The sequence below is a fragment of the Pseudomonas sp. 86_A genome, from assembly GCF_017491705.1.
GTDB classification, from domain to species: Bacteria; Pseudomonadota; Gammaproteobacteria; order Pseudomonadales; family Pseudomonadaceae; genus Aquipseudomonas; species Aquipseudomonas koreensis.
This window is the reverse complement of sequence record NZ_JAFGYS010000007.1, coordinates 1-12,924: the sequence shown is the minus strand read 5'-3', so window position 1 is coordinate 12,924 and position 12,924 is coordinate 1. Positions and strand designations below refer to the sequence as shown.

Below are 12,924 nucleotides of genomic sequence, written 5' to 3'. Positions count from 1 at the left end.
GGGACTTCTCATGCAAACGTCAGCGAAAAATCGCAGCTTTACCCAATTGATCGAATTCGAGATCGAACCGCGTCAGCAACCGGCGCTGGTGACGGCGCTGGCGCAGCAGACCGAGCATCTGGCGCAGCGCTATGCAGGTTTTGTCAGCGCCAGCGTCCAGGTCAGCGACGACGGTCGGCGGGTGCTGAGCCTGTTGCAATGGCAGAGCCGCGAGGCGGGGGAAGCGGCGTTCAGCCGTTTTGAAAGCGGTGAGCAGGATTTCTGGCAACTGATCCGCGCCCATCAGGCGAAAACCGTGATCTTCAATTCATTCCAGGTGTTGAGCAGCATCGCCCGCAGTCATGACGATGCGCTGCACTGCCATCTGGTGGGCTAGATCGACAACTGAATCAGGCGTTCGCCTTGCAGGTTCTCGCTGAGACGCCGCTTGTTCACCGCCAGTTCGCCGATCTTGATCAGTCGCGTGCGGGTGACGTTGCGGCTCAGCCCGAGCAGGGCGGCGGTGTGCACCTGGTTGTAATGGCAGAAGCGATAGGCGGCACGCAGCAGGGCATCTTCGACCTTTTCGTGGAGAGCACCGGCCTGTTGTTCGAAGAGTTTTTGAAACGCTCGCTCAAGCAACGCTTCCGGTGAATCGTCGGCGCTCGACTGCTGATCGTCCGGGCGCTCGATGCGCAGGTTCGACAGGCGCAAATCATCGCGTTCGATCACGCCGTTGCGGCAGATCAGCAGGGTGTGATGGATGACGTTTTCCAGTTCGCGGATGTTGCCCGGCCAACTGTAGCTGCGCAGTTTGTGCTCGGCGCCGGGGCTGATGCTGACCCGCCCGTAGCCCAGACGCTGACTGTAGGCTTCGATGAAATGCCGGGTCAGCGGCAGGATGTCGCCGGGCCGCTCGCGCAACGGGCTGAGTTCCAGATTGACCACGTTCAGGCGATAGAACAGGTCTTCGCGGAAGTTGCCGGCATTGATCGCTTTCTCCAGTTGCACGTTGGTCGCGGCCAGCACCCGCACATCGATCGGAATGCTCTTGCGCGAGCCGAGGCGCACCACTTCGCGCTCCTGCAATACCCGCAGCAGCTTGACCTGAATCGCCATCGGCAAATCGCCGATTTCGTCGAGGAACAAGGTGCCGCCGTCCGCCTCTTCGAACCAGCCGGCCTTGGCACTGAGGGCGCCGGTGAAGGCGCCTTTTTCATGGCCGAACAGTTCGGCTTCCACCAGCGACTCCGAGAAGGCCCCGCAGTTGACCGCGACAAACGGCCGATGACGACGGTTGCTCAGGTTATGGATATGCCGCGCCACCAGCTCCTTGCCGGTGCCGGTCTCACCGATGATCAGCACGCTGGCTTCACTCGGCGCGACCTGTTGCAGGTGCGCGAGCAGGGCCTGGGATTTCGGGTCTTCGAAGACCTGCGCGGTGGCGCGGATCGACGTCGCCAGGGCGGGTGAGGGCGGAAGGGTCAGCAGTTGCATGGCTCGCTCCAATACAGGAAAGATCAGGAATAGAACGTCGGCACCGGCAGCGCCTGGTTCAGCGCCCAGTCGCCCAGCTCATGGAGTTTGTAATCGAGCGGGTCGTGCAGGGTCTGCGTGCGCAGGTTGCGCCAGTGGCGATCCAGGCGCAGCGAGGCGTGGGTCGAACGCGCGCCGGTGACTTCGAACAATCGGCTGCAAATCTCCAGCCCCTGACGACTGGCGGCGACCTTGGCCGTGGCAATCGCCGTGGCCAGCTGCCCGCGTTCCTCGGCACTCAGGTTCGGGCCTTTGGCCCAAGCGTCATCGAGCAGTGCGGCGGCCCGTTCGACCAGCAGGCGAATGCCTTCCAGCGCCACCCAGAACTCGCCGTAATGGGCGAGCACGTATGGGTCTTCACGCACGTTGCGGGCTGCGGATTTGTGCCACAGGCGGGTCTCGCTCAGGGTGTATTGCCGGGCTTCTGCGAAGGCGCCTTCGGCGATGCCGAGAAACAGGTGGGTGAAGGTCAGTTGCGCGATCAGCGGACGCAGGCAGGCGAACGGTGTGCTCAACGGGCCGGGGTCGAGCAGCAGCTCGGATTCTTCGACCCGTACCCGTTCGAACGTGGCGCTGCCGCTGTCGGTCTGGCGCTGGCCGATGTTGTTCCAGTCATCGTGCAGGGTGATGCCGCTGCGACCGCTGGGGATCGCCGCGATCAGCAATTTGCCGCCGGCACTTTCGTCCACCGCCGAGGCGATCAACATCTGCGAATCGCTGGCGCCGGAACAGAAGCTTTTCTTCCCGGAAAACTCGCGCCAGCCACCGCAGTCCTTGACCACGGTGCGGGTGTCGAGCGGGTTGAGGGCGTTGCCCCAGAACCAGTTCTGCCGCGCGGTCTGTTCGAACCACGGCTGCCATTGTTCCGGGCGCGAGAACAGGCGCACGGTGGCGAGCATCAGGTGATGAAAGCCGAAGACATGGGCGATGGAACTGTCGACCTTGGCGAACTCGCGCACGACCTGCAGGGTTTCGCTCCAGCGCGCGCCGAGGCCGCCGTAGCGCGTGGGAATGCTCAGGGCCAGCAGGCCGCTGTCGCGCAGGGCATCGCGCTCGGCCTTCGGCGTACCGCCACGCTCGTCGCGTTCGACGGCGGTGAGGGCGAATTCGGCGGCCAGTTGGCGGGCAGTCAGCAGCGGGGAGAGCAGGGTGCTTTGTGGTTTGGCGGTCACGCGGTGTTCCTCATCAAATCGACGCGATTATCTGTAGGAGTGAGCCTGCTCGCGATGAGGTCAGCACAGTCGACATCACCGGCGCAGACACACCGCTTTCGCGAGCAGGCTCACTCCTACAGTGGGCGTTTTCAGGCCTTGGCTTGGGCGGGCAACACATCGTTGGCGATCATTTCGCCAAACGGCCCGGTGAGGTTGGTCACGCCGCGTCCGGCAAGGCTCGCGTACGGTTCCGGCAGCAGCGGGAACACCAGTTCGGCAAAGCGATAGGCCTCTTCCAGGTGCGGATAGCCAGAAAAGATGAAGCTCTCGATGCCCAGGTCCGCGTATTCCTTGATCCGCGCCGCCACTTGCTGCGGATCGCCCACCAGCGCAGTCCCGGCGCCGCCACGGACCAGGCCGACACCGGCCCACAGGTTGGGAGCGATTTCGAGGTTGTCGCGACGCCCGTCGTGCAACGCCGCCATGCGCCGCTGGCCTTCGGAGTCGAAGCGCGAGAAGGATTTCTGCGCCGCCTCGATGGTCTCGTCGCTGATGTGTTCGATCAGTCTGTCTGCGGCTTTCCATGCGTCTTCGGCGGTTTCGCGGACGATCACGTGCAGGCGGATGCCGAATTTCACCTTGCGTCCATGACGAGCGGCGCGTTCACGCACATCGGCGAGTTTTTCGGCGACGGCGGCGGGTGGTTCGCCCCAGGTCAGGTACACGTCGACTTGTTCGGCGGCCAGATCATGGGCTGCGTCGGACGAACCGCCGAAATACAACGGCGGATACGGTTTCTGCACCGGCGGATACAAGGCTTTGGCGTTCTGCACTTTCAGGTGTTTGCCCTCGAAATCCACCGATTCGCCTTGCAGCACCCGGCGCCAGATCTTGAGGAATTCGTCGGTGACTTCGTAGCGTTCGCTGTGGCTGAGGAAGCTGCCGTCGCCACGGTTTTCGTCGGGGTCGCCGCCGGTCACCACGTTGATCAGCAGGCGGCCGTTGGACAGTCGATCGAGGGTTGCCGCCATGCGTGCCGACACGGTTGGCGAGATGATCCCCGGGCGGATCGCCACTAGATAACGCAGGCGCTCGGTCAATGGCACCAGCGCCGAGGCGATCACCCACGAGTCTTCGCAGGAGCGCCCGGTGGGAATCAATACGCCGTGATAGCCGAGGCTGTCGGCAGCCTGCGCCACTTGTTTCAGATAGTTGAGGGTCACCGGGCGCGCGCCTTGCGTGGTGCCCAGGTAATGGCCGTCGCCATGGGTTGGCAGGAACCAGAAAACATCCATGCACAGCTCCTTAAGCGATTTTCAGCAACGGTTTGATTTGCGTGCCGAACAGCGGCGCGGCGCGTTCGGCGGCCAGGCGGATGCGCGCTTTCAGCGGCTCGCTGGTGATCTGGTAGTCGGCGAAATCGGCCTCGGTGGCGTACACCCCGATCGGCAGGGTTACGGCCTGGAAGAAACTGAACAGCGGACGCATTTGGTGATCGAGCACCAGCGCATGCCGCTCGCTGCCGCCAGTGGCCGCCAGCAGCACCGGGGTGTCGATCAGCGCATTGAGGTCGATCAGGTCGAACAGATGCTTGAGCAGGCCCGGGTAGGAACCGCGATACACCGGCGCCGCAACGATCAGCAGATCGGCCTGTTCGATGGCTTGCAGTTCGGCTTCGACCTCAGGGCTCAGTTCCTGGCGCGACAGCGCAGCACCCAGTGGGCGGGCGATGTCACCGAGTTCGATCAGGTGACTGTCGATCGACAGGTGCCCGGCCAGTTCGGCCAGCAGGGCTTGGGTCAGCACCAACGTGCGGGACGGACGCCAGGTGCCGCCGGACAGGGCGACGACTTTCAGGGGACGCGACATGATGAGTTCCTTTTTAGCAACAGTTGCTCAGCGAGCAGTGAGTCAGTGCCAAGGCTTGAGCAAGCGCTGTACCAATTCCTGAGAGGCCCGGTTTACCGGGGGTTGAGCGTTCTGGGGCAAGTCGGTTGTGCAGATTTCAGGCGGGTTTGCTGATCTGCTGTTGCCTGGGCAACAGTTGCTGGAGCAACAGTTGTTCGCCGTGTGAAGGGATTTATAACGGCTGTCTGTTATTCCGTAAAAGAACGTTAATCGATATTTATAGACCTTTAAGAGATATGAGGGGGTTAAAGCTGAAATCCTGATAGCCACTATTGAGCGTGTTGATTTTTGCCCGGGCGGGCGCGGGCGTAGCCTTTGTCCATCGACTCACACCGCTCGCCAGGACGCTCCCCATGAATCATTTACTGACTGTTTCGCTGCTGCTCGCTGTCTCCGTACTTGCCGGATGCGCCACCCACGTTTCCCCCGAACAAAGGCCCTACACCGCCGAAGAAACCCGCGAGCTGGCGATGGAAGCGCTGAACCGCGGCGGCTTGTCCTTCGACGAATACCATGCGAAGAAAGCCGCGCTGCTGGGCCAACCGCAATTCGACAAGAAAGCTGAAATGAGTGCCGGACGAGCCATACAGCTGCACGGTCGTCCAAGCTGATAGCAAACTGTACTGCTCGAAGTTTTACCCAACTGTCCGTGGGTTTGCGGGCTGGCGTGCGATAGGGTCAACACCTGAATGACCCCCACGGATTGCTCCCATGACCCTCTCGCTTGATCTGCTGTTGGGCTTTGCCCTGTTTGCCCTTGTCACCTCGATTACACCGGGGCCGAACAACACCATGTTGCTGGCGTCAGGGGTGAATTTCGGTTTCAACCGCACCATTCCTCACATGCTCGGCATCACCTGCGGTTTCTTCGTATTGGTGGTCGCAGTGGGCTTTGGCCTCGGCGCGGTGTTCCAGACTTATCCGCTTCTCTATACGGTGCTGCGTTATGTCGGCGCCGCGTATCTGCTGTATCTGGCGTGGAAAATTGCTCATTCGGGCCCGGTGGGCGAGGGCGTGGAAGGCGAGGCCAAGCCGATCAGCTATCTGGGCGCTGCCGCGTTTCAGTGGGTCAATCCCAAAGCCTGGATCATGGCCATCGGCGCAATCAGCACCTACACGCCGATGCAGGGTTACTTCACCAACGTCGTGGTGATCGCGGCGGTGTTCGCCATCATCAACCTGCCCAGCGTCGGCGTCTGGGCGGCGTGCGGCACGCTGTTGCGTAACGTGTTGAAGGACCCGCGCTGGTTGCGCGTATTCAACTGGGGCATGGCCGCGCTGCTGGTGATTTCCCTGTACCCGTTACTTCTCGAAAGCTTTCACTGACGCATTGCTTCAACCGCCGGCCCGATGCCTGTTAAGCTCGGCTTCAGGAGCGTTCCTACGCACTTTTAAATGAAGTTGTTCTTCTTTAACGGCATCCGATCAGGTATTGATGACGCTCTCGAACCGACGCGCAGCTCACAAGGCTGCGCTGTGCCGTTTGCAGACACGAGCCTCCTGATCCCGGAACACGCTCTGCGAGTCTTTTATGAATAAACGTCCGTTGTATTTCGATTACGCCGCCACCACCCCGGTGGACGAGCGGGTCATCCAGGTGATGATCGATTGTCTGGGGTTTCACGCTAACTTCGGCAATCCGGCCTCCAGCTCCCACGCCTTCGGCCAGCAGGCCCGGCAAACGGTTGAGCATGCCCGTCGGCAAGTCGCCGAACTGGTCGGGGCCGAGGCCCGGCAGATTGTCTGGACCTCCGGCGCCACCGAATCCAACAACCTTGCTCTTAAAGGCGTGGCCCAGGCGCGCGGTGTTGCCGGCGGCCACATCATCACCAGTCAGATCGAACACAAAGCCATCCTCGATACCGCCCGGCAACTGCAGGACGCCGGCGTTGCGGTGACCTATCTGGTGCCGGATGCCGAGGGTCTGATCACCCCGCAGGCCGTCAGCGAAGCAATGCGCGACGACACGTTTCTGGTGTCGCTGATGCTGGTCAACAACGAACTCGGCACGCTTAACGACATCCCGGCCATCGGTGAAGTCGTGCGTAGCCGTGGCGCGCTGTTCCATGTCGATGCGGCGCAGGGCGCCGGCAAAGTGGCGATCGATCTGCAGCAGTGGCCGGTGGACTTGATGTCGTTTTCGGCGCACAAACTCTACGGCCCCAAGGGCATTGGCGCGTTGTATGTCGGCCCGCGTGCAGAGCAGCGTTTGCAGGCGCAGATTCACGGAGGCGGTCACGAAGGCGGGCTGCGCTCCGGGACTCTGGCGACCCATCAGATCGCTGGCATGGGCGCAGCATTCGCTTTGGCCGCCGCCGAATTCGATGCCGAGAAGAAGTCCATCGTGGCCTTGCGCGAGCGCCTGCTTGAACAGTTGCTGAGCCTGCCGGGCGTGCGCCTTAATGGCAGCGTCAGCCAGCGCATCCCGCACACTTTGAGCCTGACCTTCAGCGAAGGTGAGTTCAACAGTGCGGCCTTGAGCCATTCGATCGCGTTTTCCGCGACCTCGGCCTGTAACTCGGCGAGCAACACGCCATCTCACGTGTTGCTGGCGCTGGGGCATGACGCCCGGCTGGCCGGTCGCACCATTCGCCTGAGCCTTGGCCGTTTCAGCACCGCCGACGATATCGACCAGGCGGCAGCACTGATCAAAGGCGCCTGCGCCAGTGCCCCGGCATTCTGGGCGACAGGGCTTTAACCAGCCGATTTCCACGGCTACGAACAATAACGATGAAGTGATTGGCAGGAGACATGATGAGTACCCAGACTTTGACCGAAGGAACGGTTCCCCAGCGCCTGGCGCACACCCGTGAACTGATGCGCCGCGAAGGCATCCATGCGTTGCTGGTGCCATCGGCCGACCCGCACCTCTCGGAATACCTGCCGGGCTACTGGCAAGGGCGGCAATGGCTGTCGGGCTTTCATGGCTCGGTCGGTACTTTGATCGTCACCGCTGATTTCGCCGGAGTCTGGGCCGACAGTCGTTACTGGGAACAGGCGACCAAGGAACTCAAGGGCAGCGGCATCGAACTGGTCAAGCTGCAACCGGGGCAGCCGAGCCCGCTGGACTGGCTGGCCGAGCAGACGCCGGAAGGTGGTGTGGTGGCGGTCGACGGTGCGGTGATGGCCGTCGCTTCGGCGCGGACCCTCAGCAGCAAGCTCGAAGCCCGTGGCGCGCGTCTGCGCACCGACATCGACCTGTTGAATGAAGTCTGGGCCGATCGCCCGAGCCTGCCGAACGCGCCGATCTATCAGCATCTGCCGCCGCAAGCGACGGTCAGCCGTGGCGAAAAACTCGCCAAACTGCGTGAGACCCTGCAGGAGCGTGGCGCCGACTGGCATTTCATCGCCACCCTCGATGACATCGCCTGGCTGTTCAACCTGCGCGGCGGTGATGTCTCGTTCAACCCGGTGTTTGTGTCTTTCGCGTTGATCAATCAACAGCAAGCGACACTGTTTGTGGCCTTGAGCAAAGTCGATGCCGAATTGCGTGCGGTGCTGGAGCGGGACGGCGTGACCCTGCGTGATTACCACGAAGTGGCCGATGCCTTGCGCGCGGTGCCGGGGGGCGCGAGCCTGCTGGTGGATCCGGCGCGGGTGACCACGGGGTTGCTGGATAACCTGGACAGCGGCGTGAAACTGGTCGAAGGCCTGAACCCGACCACCCTCGCCAAGTCGCAAAAGAGCGAAGCTGATGCGCAGCACATCCGCAAGGCGATGGAGCAGGACGGCGCAGCGTTGTGCGAGTTCTTTGCCTGGCTGGAGTCGGCCTGGGGCCGCGAGCGCATTACCGAACTGACCATTGACGAGAAACTCACCGCTGCCCGTGAGCGCCGTCCGGATTACGTGTCGCTGAGCTTCAACACGATTGCCGCGTTTAACGCCAACGGCGCAATGCCGCACTATCACGCTACCGAAGAAGAGCACGCGGTCATCGAGGGCGACGGCTTGCTGCTGATCGACTCGGGTGGCCAGTATTTGGGCGGTACGACCGACATCACCCGAATGGTCCCGGTCGGTACGCCAACGGACGAGCAGAAGCGTGACTGCACGCGGGTGCTCAAAGGCGTGATTGCACTGTCGCGGGCACACTTCCCGAAAGGCATTCTGTCGCCGCTGCTGGATGCCATCGCCCGCGCGCCGATCTGGGCGGAGAGCGTCGATTACGGCCACGGCACCGGCCATGGCGTAGGCTATTTCCTCAACGTTCACGAAGGCCCGCAGGTGATTGCCTACCAGGCTGCGCCGGCACCGCAAACGGCGATGCAGCCGGGGATGATCACCTCCATTGAACCGGGCACTTACCGCCCGGGACGGTGGGGCGTGCGGATCGAGAACCTGGCGATGAACCGCGAGGCGGGGAGCAGCGAGTTTGGCGAGTTCCTCAAGTTTGAAACCTTGACCCTGTGCCCGATCGACACGCGCTGCCTGGAGCCGTCCTTGCTGACGCAGGAAGAGAAACAGTGGTTCAACGCCTATCACGCTGAAGTGCGTGAGCGTCTGAGTCCATTGCTCGAGGGGGCCGCACTGGAGTGGCTGAACACGCGCACCGCAGCGATCTGAATGGCTGAAACCCAGGCGCTGCTGGCAGCGCCTGGGTTCTGCTCTTTTCTAAGCCTGACGCAGGGCTTCTTCGACGAAGTCGAGGCGGTCCTGACCGAAGAACAACTGATTGCCGATAAACATGCTCGGCGCACCAAACACGCCGCGTTTAACGGCTGTCTCGGTGTTGTCCTTGAGGGTTGCCTTGATCGTTTCGTCTTGAGTCAGGGCCAGGACTTCATCGGGATCGAAGCCATGTTTGTTCAATACCGCTGCAACGGTCGCCGGCTCATCGAGAGGGCGTCCCTCCACCCACAGTGCCTTGAACAGACAATCGATAAACGCCTGAAAGCGTTCCGGCTGGCGTAGCTGAACGCCGGTGACGGCGCGCATCAGCATCAGCGTGTTGATCGGGAAGTGCGGATTGAACTTCAGTGGCACGCCATAGCGTTTGGCGTAACGATCCAGATCCTGAAACATGTAGCGACCCTTGGCCGGAATCATCGCCGGTGAGGCGTTGCCGGTCGCCTTGAACACGCCGCCCAGCAGCATCGGAATGTAGATCAGCTCGCTATGGGTGTCGGCACAGATCTTCGGTAACTGGGTGTAGGCCAGGTAAGTGGCAGGACTGCCGAGGTCGAAATAGAACTCCACGGTTTTGCTCATCTTCGCTGCTCTCTGTTTATTGTTATGGAGGAGGGCTTACCAGCGTTCATTCCACGGGCGCAAATCCAGTTCGAAGGTCCAGGCATCCCGTGGCTGGCTGTGCAGATACCAGTAGTTTTCGGCGATGTGCTCGGGGTTGAGAATGCCGTCCTGATCCTTGGTCGCGTACTTCTCCGGAAAACTGTTACGGATGAAGTCAGTATCGATCGCGCCATCGACCACCACGTGGGCGACATGGATGTTCATCGGCCCCAACTCACGCGCCATGCTTTGTGCCAGTGCGCGGATGCCGTGTTTGGCGCCGGCGAACGCGGCAAACCCGGCCGCGCCGCGCAGCCCGGCAGTGGCGCCGGTAAACAAAATGGTGCCGCGCTGGCGGGTGACCATGCGCTTGGCCACTTCGCGGGCGTTGAGGAAACCGGAGAAACAGGCCATCTCCCAGATTTTGAAATACTTGCGAGCGGTTTCTTCAAGAATACTGCAAGGCACGTTGGCGCCGATGTTGAAGACAAACGCTTCGATCGGGCCGAGGCGGGTTTCGATCTCCTCAATGAGCGCAATGACGTCTTCCTCCTTGCGCGCGTCGCAGGCGAAACCGTGGGCCTCTCCACCTTCGGCTTGAATCGTCTCGACCAGCGGCTGCAGTTTGTCGGCACTGCGGCGTGTCACGCAGGCGACAAAGCCTTCTCTGGCAAAGCGCTTGGCGATTGCTCCACCGGTGGCATCGCCTGCACCAACAACCAACACGACCTTCTTGTTATTCATGGGTATATCCCTTTAGTAAACGATCGTTAAGTGAACGAACGTTATGCTAGGATCCGGGTAACGTCAAGGCGCTCGATCAAGAGGGTAAGCACATGCGGTATTCCGCCAGTCACAAGCTGGAAACCCGGGAAAAACTGCTGAACAGCAGTGCGCTGTCAGCCAAGCGTTCTGGATTTTCGACCGTTGGGGTCGATGGTTTGATGAAGGCGATCGGCCTGAGTGGCGCGGCGTTTTATAGCCACTTTTCGTCGAAAGACGCGCTGTTCACCGCCATCGTCGAACGTGAACTGTGCCAGAGCCTGGAGCGATTGGGCGGGAGGGGGGAGCAGGACCGCGAGCGGCTGCAGCGCTGTCTCAAGCAATACCTGAGCATGGCCCACGTCGAACAGCCCGAGTCGGGGTGCGCCTTGCCGACACTGGGGGCGGAAATTGCCCGTTCAGATGATCAGGTACGGGAGCAGGCAGAGTTGTGGATTTGTCGGCTGCAAGCCAGTTGGGCACAGATTCTGGAGAGTGACAGCCTGGCGTGGGCGATTCTGTCGCAATGCGTTGGAGCATTGGTGGTTGCGCGGATGCTGGTGACGCCGGCGATTCAGCAGACGGTATTGAAGTCCAGTCATGAGGAGATCGGGCGTCAACTGGCTGCTCGGCGAGACGAGCAGCCAGAATGATTCATTTGCAGATGACAATCATGCTTCGACTGGTATAACCAGCCGGGTTGAGACCGAACGGGTAGTCACCTGGCTCTTCCACGGCATCTCCGGATTTGGCGATGACCTTGTAGCCTTTCGGGGCACAAGTATTGGCGGCGCTGGTGTAGCACTTGTCCCAAGAGGACGACAGCCCGGAACAGTTGATGTGCAGCCCTTTTCGACCGTGCTTCACTTGAGTCTTGGAGGTCGCTGCGCACCCGGCAATAGCCAGTACAGCGATCAGTATCAAAATTCGTTTCATTCCCGTCCTTATGGTAGCCACGAGTCTGGCGCTCGGGTCTGCCTGTATTCGCTTGCGCTGTAAGCGTGTCGATGTCCCTGTCCGAAAAAATCCATGTCTGGCACTGAGTTAAGGGGTCTAAACATGGCCTAAATGAGCGCCAATTGCCAGACCTTCGTCAAATCCTGTTTCAATCTGCTGCAACGGCAGGCTTGGCGCTACTGCCCATGGTCATGGTTGCCCCGACGGAGGCCAGAATAATGCAGAGGATCGCCATCCATTGTGACAGCGTAAGGTACTCCTGCAGAAACAGCAGCCCCGACAGCGCGCCGAAGGCCGGTTCAATGCTCATCAAGGTGCCAAACGTTCGTGCGGGCATGCGGGTGAGGGCGACCATCTCCAGTGTGTAAGGCAGCGCGGTCGACAAAATGGCGACACCAATGGCAACAGGAATCAGTGAGGGCGTCAGCAAGGCAGCGCCGGCATGCACAATGCCGATCGGCGCAACAAACAGCGCGGCAATCATTACGCCCAGAGCTGCGGTGGTGACACCGTTGTCAGCGCCGGCCTTCTGGCCAAACAGAATATAGAGTGCCCAGCACACGCCAGCCCCCAAAGCATAACCGGCTCCGACCAGGTCAATGCCGGCAGTCGTCGCACCTGTGGGGATCAACAGGAGCAAACCGACCGCCGCCAAGGCAATCCAGAGAAAGTCGATGGCGCGACGCGATGCGTAAATGGCGACTGCCAGCGGGCCGGTAAATTCCAGCGCGACGGCGATGCCGAGCGGTACGGTGCGCAATGACATATAGAAGAGGAAGTTCATCCCGCCCAGTGCCATGCCGTAAACGATCACCGTGCGCAGGGATTGAGCGGTCAGCCTTGCTCGCCAAGGGCGCAGCAACAGCAGCATGATCACACTGGCGAATATGAGGCGCAGAGTGGTCGTGCCTTGAGCGCCAACCACCGGGAACATGCTTTTGGCTAGCGATGCGCCGGACTGAATAGATGCCATGGCTATCAGTAACAGGCCTACCGGAAACAGCATTGAGGCCAGAGAGCGAGGTTGGTCAGTCATTGCGAGGCATCATCCGAAGGTAAGAGCGGGGTATTGTTTTAGGTGTTGGGCAATATACTGCGCATTCACTGCTGTTGCATCTATATATAAGCAGGCTTTTTCGTAGTCTCGATAGAAAACTGAAATTAACGGTTGACGGCAGATTCCAGAGGTCTATAATTCGCCCCACTTCCGGCGCAGTCGAAACGGAAAACTCCTTGAGATTCAATGAGTTACGCAGTTTTCGACAGTGGCTGGCTTCAGTTCATTGAAGCCTGGAAGGAGTTGAAAGAGTGGTGATGTTTGGCTCTTTTAACGGTTCGATCTTCTCGGTCGAAAGCGGAGAAAAAGAGGTGTTGACAGCAGCGTGTAACGCTGTAGAAT

At 60.7% G+C, this 12,924-nt stretch carries 14 protein-coding genes; 6 read left to right on the top strand and 8 right to left on the bottom strand.

The window, feature by feature from the left end; all coding sequences use genetic code 11:
• Positions 1 to 10: 10 nt before the first annotated feature.
• Positions 11 to 376: an antibiotic biosynthesis monooxygenase gene (locus J5M57_RS11930; RefSeq protein WP_064588469.1), complete on the top strand. Its 366-nt coding sequence runs from the start codon at positions 11 to 13 to the stop codon at positions 374 to 376.
• Here J5M57_RS11930 and J5M57_RS11925 read toward each other — a convergent pair.
• From J5M57_RS11925 to msuE, 4 genes are all read right to left on the bottom strand, one after another.
• Positions 373 to 1,476 (bottom strand): sigma-54 dependent transcriptional regulator, encoded by a 1,104-nt coding sequence (locus J5M57_RS11925; protein WP_169841963.1) that lies wholly within the window; start codon positions 1,474 to 1,476, stop codon positions 373 to 375. The two genes, J5M57_RS11930 and J5M57_RS11925, sit on opposite strands and share 4 nt — an antisense overlap.
• A 23-nt stretch (positions 1,477 to 1,499) precedes the next feature.
• A complete protein-coding gene (locus J5M57_RS11920; protein ID WP_207848160.1) occupies positions 1,500 to 2,687 on the bottom strand; it encodes an acyl-CoA dehydrogenase family protein in 1,188 nt (395 codons plus the stop codon).
• A gap of 131 nt (positions 2,688 to 2,818) precedes the next feature.
• On the bottom strand, positions 2,819 to 3,964 hold the full coding sequence (gene ssuD / locus J5M57_RS11915; protein WP_207848161.1) for an FMNH2-dependent alkanesulfonate monooxygenase: 1,146 nt from the start codon (positions 3,962 to 3,964) through the stop codon (positions 2,819 to 2,821).
• A 10-nt stretch (positions 3,965 to 3,974) separates the two neighbouring features.
• Positions 3,975 to 4,538 carry an FMN reductase gene (msuE, locus tag J5M57_RS11910; RefSeq protein ID WP_169841960.1) on the bottom strand — a complete coding sequence of 188 codons (564 nt, stop codon included), beginning with the start codon at positions 4,536 to 4,538 and terminating at the stop codon, positions 3,975 to 3,977.
• A 392-nt stretch (positions 4,539 to 4,930) separates the two neighbouring features.
• Here msuE and J5M57_RS11905 point away from each other — a divergent pair, with 392 nt between their 5' ends.
• The 4 genes from J5M57_RS11905 (at position 4,931) to J5M57_RS11890 (ending at position 9,140) form a co-directional block, all read left to right on the top strand.
• A complete protein-coding gene (locus J5M57_RS11905; RefSeq protein ID WP_169841959.1) occupies positions 4,931 to 5,188 on the top strand; it encodes a hypothetical protein in 258 nt (85 codons plus the stop codon).
• 100 nt (positions 5,189 to 5,288) lie between these two features.
• Positions 5,289 to 5,903 carry a LysE family translocator gene (locus J5M57_RS11900; RefSeq protein ID WP_064588463.1) on the top strand — a complete coding sequence of 205 codons (615 nt, stop codon included), beginning with the start codon at positions 5,289 to 5,291 and terminating at the stop codon, positions 5,901 to 5,903.
• A gap of 205 nt (positions 5,904 to 6,108) precedes the next feature.
• Entirely contained in the window at positions 6,109 to 7,275 is a 1,167-nt protein-coding gene (locus tag J5M57_RS11895) for an aminotransferase class V-fold PLP-dependent enzyme (RefSeq protein WP_207848162.1), read from the top strand.
• Between the two features lie 56 nt (positions 7,276 to 7,331).
• Complete coding sequence (locus tag J5M57_RS11890) at positions 7,332 to 9,140, top strand: aminopeptidase P family protein (RefSeq protein ID WP_207848163.1); 1,809 nt, start codon at positions 7,332 to 7,334, stop codon at positions 9,138 to 9,140.
• Between the two features lie 48 nt (positions 9,141 to 9,188).
• Here the strand turns inward: J5M57_RS11890 and J5M57_RS11885 are convergent, their stop codons facing one another.
• Together J5M57_RS11885 and J5M57_RS11880 are read right to left on the bottom strand one after the other, a co-directional pair.
• Complete coding sequence (locus J5M57_RS11885) at positions 9,189 to 9,785, bottom strand: 2-hydroxychromene-2-carboxylate isomerase (RefSeq protein WP_169841957.1); 597 nt, start codon at positions 9,783 to 9,785, stop codon at positions 9,189 to 9,191.
• 36 nt (positions 9,786 to 9,821) lie between these two features.
• Positions 9,822 to 10,550 (bottom strand): SDR family oxidoreductase, encoded by a 729-nt coding sequence (locus J5M57_RS11880; protein ID WP_207848164.1) that lies wholly within the window; start codon positions 10,548 to 10,550, stop codon positions 9,822 to 9,824.
• A 92-nt stretch (positions 10,551 to 10,642) separates the two neighbouring features.
• Here J5M57_RS11880 and J5M57_RS11875 point away from each other — a divergent pair, with 92 nt between their 5' ends.
• A complete protein-coding gene (locus J5M57_RS11875; RefSeq protein WP_064588458.1) occupies positions 10,643 to 11,221 on the top strand; it encodes a TetR/AcrR family transcriptional regulator in 579 nt (192 codons plus the stop codon).
• A gap of 1 nt (position 11,222) precedes the next feature.
• Here J5M57_RS11875 and J5M57_RS11870 read toward each other — a convergent pair whose 3' ends face one another.
• Entirely contained in the window at positions 11,223 to 11,504 is a 282-nt protein-coding gene (locus J5M57_RS11870) for a hypothetical protein (protein WP_169841954.1), read from the bottom strand.
• Between the two features lie 169 nt (positions 11,505 to 11,673).
• Entirely contained in the window at positions 11,674 to 12,561 is an 888-nt protein-coding gene (rhtA, locus tag J5M57_RS11865; protein WP_207848165.1) for a threonine/homoserine exporter RhtA, read from the bottom strand.
• Positions 12,562 to 12,924: the final 363 nt, after the last annotated feature.

What these genes read in the sequence shown, in the direction of transcription:
- J5M57_RS11930 (WP_064588469.1), top strand. Translation starts at nt 11, where the DNA reads ATGCAAACGTCAGCGAAAAATCGCAGCTTTACCCAATTGATCGAATTC.
- J5M57_RS11925 (WP_169841963.1), bottom strand. Translation starts at nt 1,476, where the DNA reads ATGCAACTGCTGACCCTTCCGCCCTCACCCGCCCTGGCGACGTCGATC.
- ssuD (WP_207848161.1), bottom strand. Translation starts at nt 3,964, where the DNA reads ATGGATGTTTTCTGGTTCCTGCCAACCCATGGCGACGGCCATTACCTG.
- msuE (WP_169841960.1), bottom strand. Translation starts at nt 4,538, where the DNA reads ATGTCGCGTCCCCTGAAAGTCGTCGCCCTGTCCGGCGGCACCTGGCGT.
- J5M57_RS11905 (WP_169841959.1), top strand. Translation starts at nt 4,931, where the DNA reads ATGAATCATTTACTGACTGTTTCGCTGCTGCTCGCTGTCTCCGTACTT.
- J5M57_RS11900 (WP_064588463.1), top strand. Translation starts at nt 5,289, where the DNA reads ATGACCCTCTCGCTTGATCTGCTGTTGGGCTTTGCCCTGTTTGCCCTT.
- J5M57_RS11895 (WP_207848162.1), top strand. Translation starts at nt 6,109, where the DNA reads ATGAATAAACGTCCGTTGTATTTCGATTACGCCGCCACCACCCCGGTG.
- J5M57_RS11890 (WP_207848163.1), top strand. Translation starts at nt 7,332, where the DNA reads ATGAGTACCCAGACTTTGACCGAAGGAACGGTTCCCCAGCGCCTGGCG.
- J5M57_RS11885 (WP_169841957.1), bottom strand. Translation starts at nt 9,785, where the DNA reads ATGAGCAAAACCGTGGAGTTCTATTTCGACCTCGGCAGTCCTGCCACT.
- J5M57_RS11880 (WP_207848164.1), bottom strand. Translation starts at nt 10,550, where the DNA reads ATGAATAACAAGAAGGTCGTGTTGGTTGTTGGTGCAGGCGATGCCACC.
- J5M57_RS11875 (WP_064588458.1), top strand. Translation starts at nt 10,643, where the DNA reads ATGCGGTATTCCGCCAGTCACAAGCTGGAAACCCGGGAAAAACTGCTG.
- J5M57_RS11870 (WP_169841954.1), bottom strand. Translation starts at nt 11,504, where the DNA reads ATGAAACGAATTTTGATACTGATCGCTGTACTGGCTATTGCCGGGTGC.
- rhtA (WP_207848165.1), bottom strand. Translation starts at nt 12,561, where the DNA reads ATGACTGACCAACCTCGCTCTCTGGCCTCAATGCTGTTTCCGGTAGGC.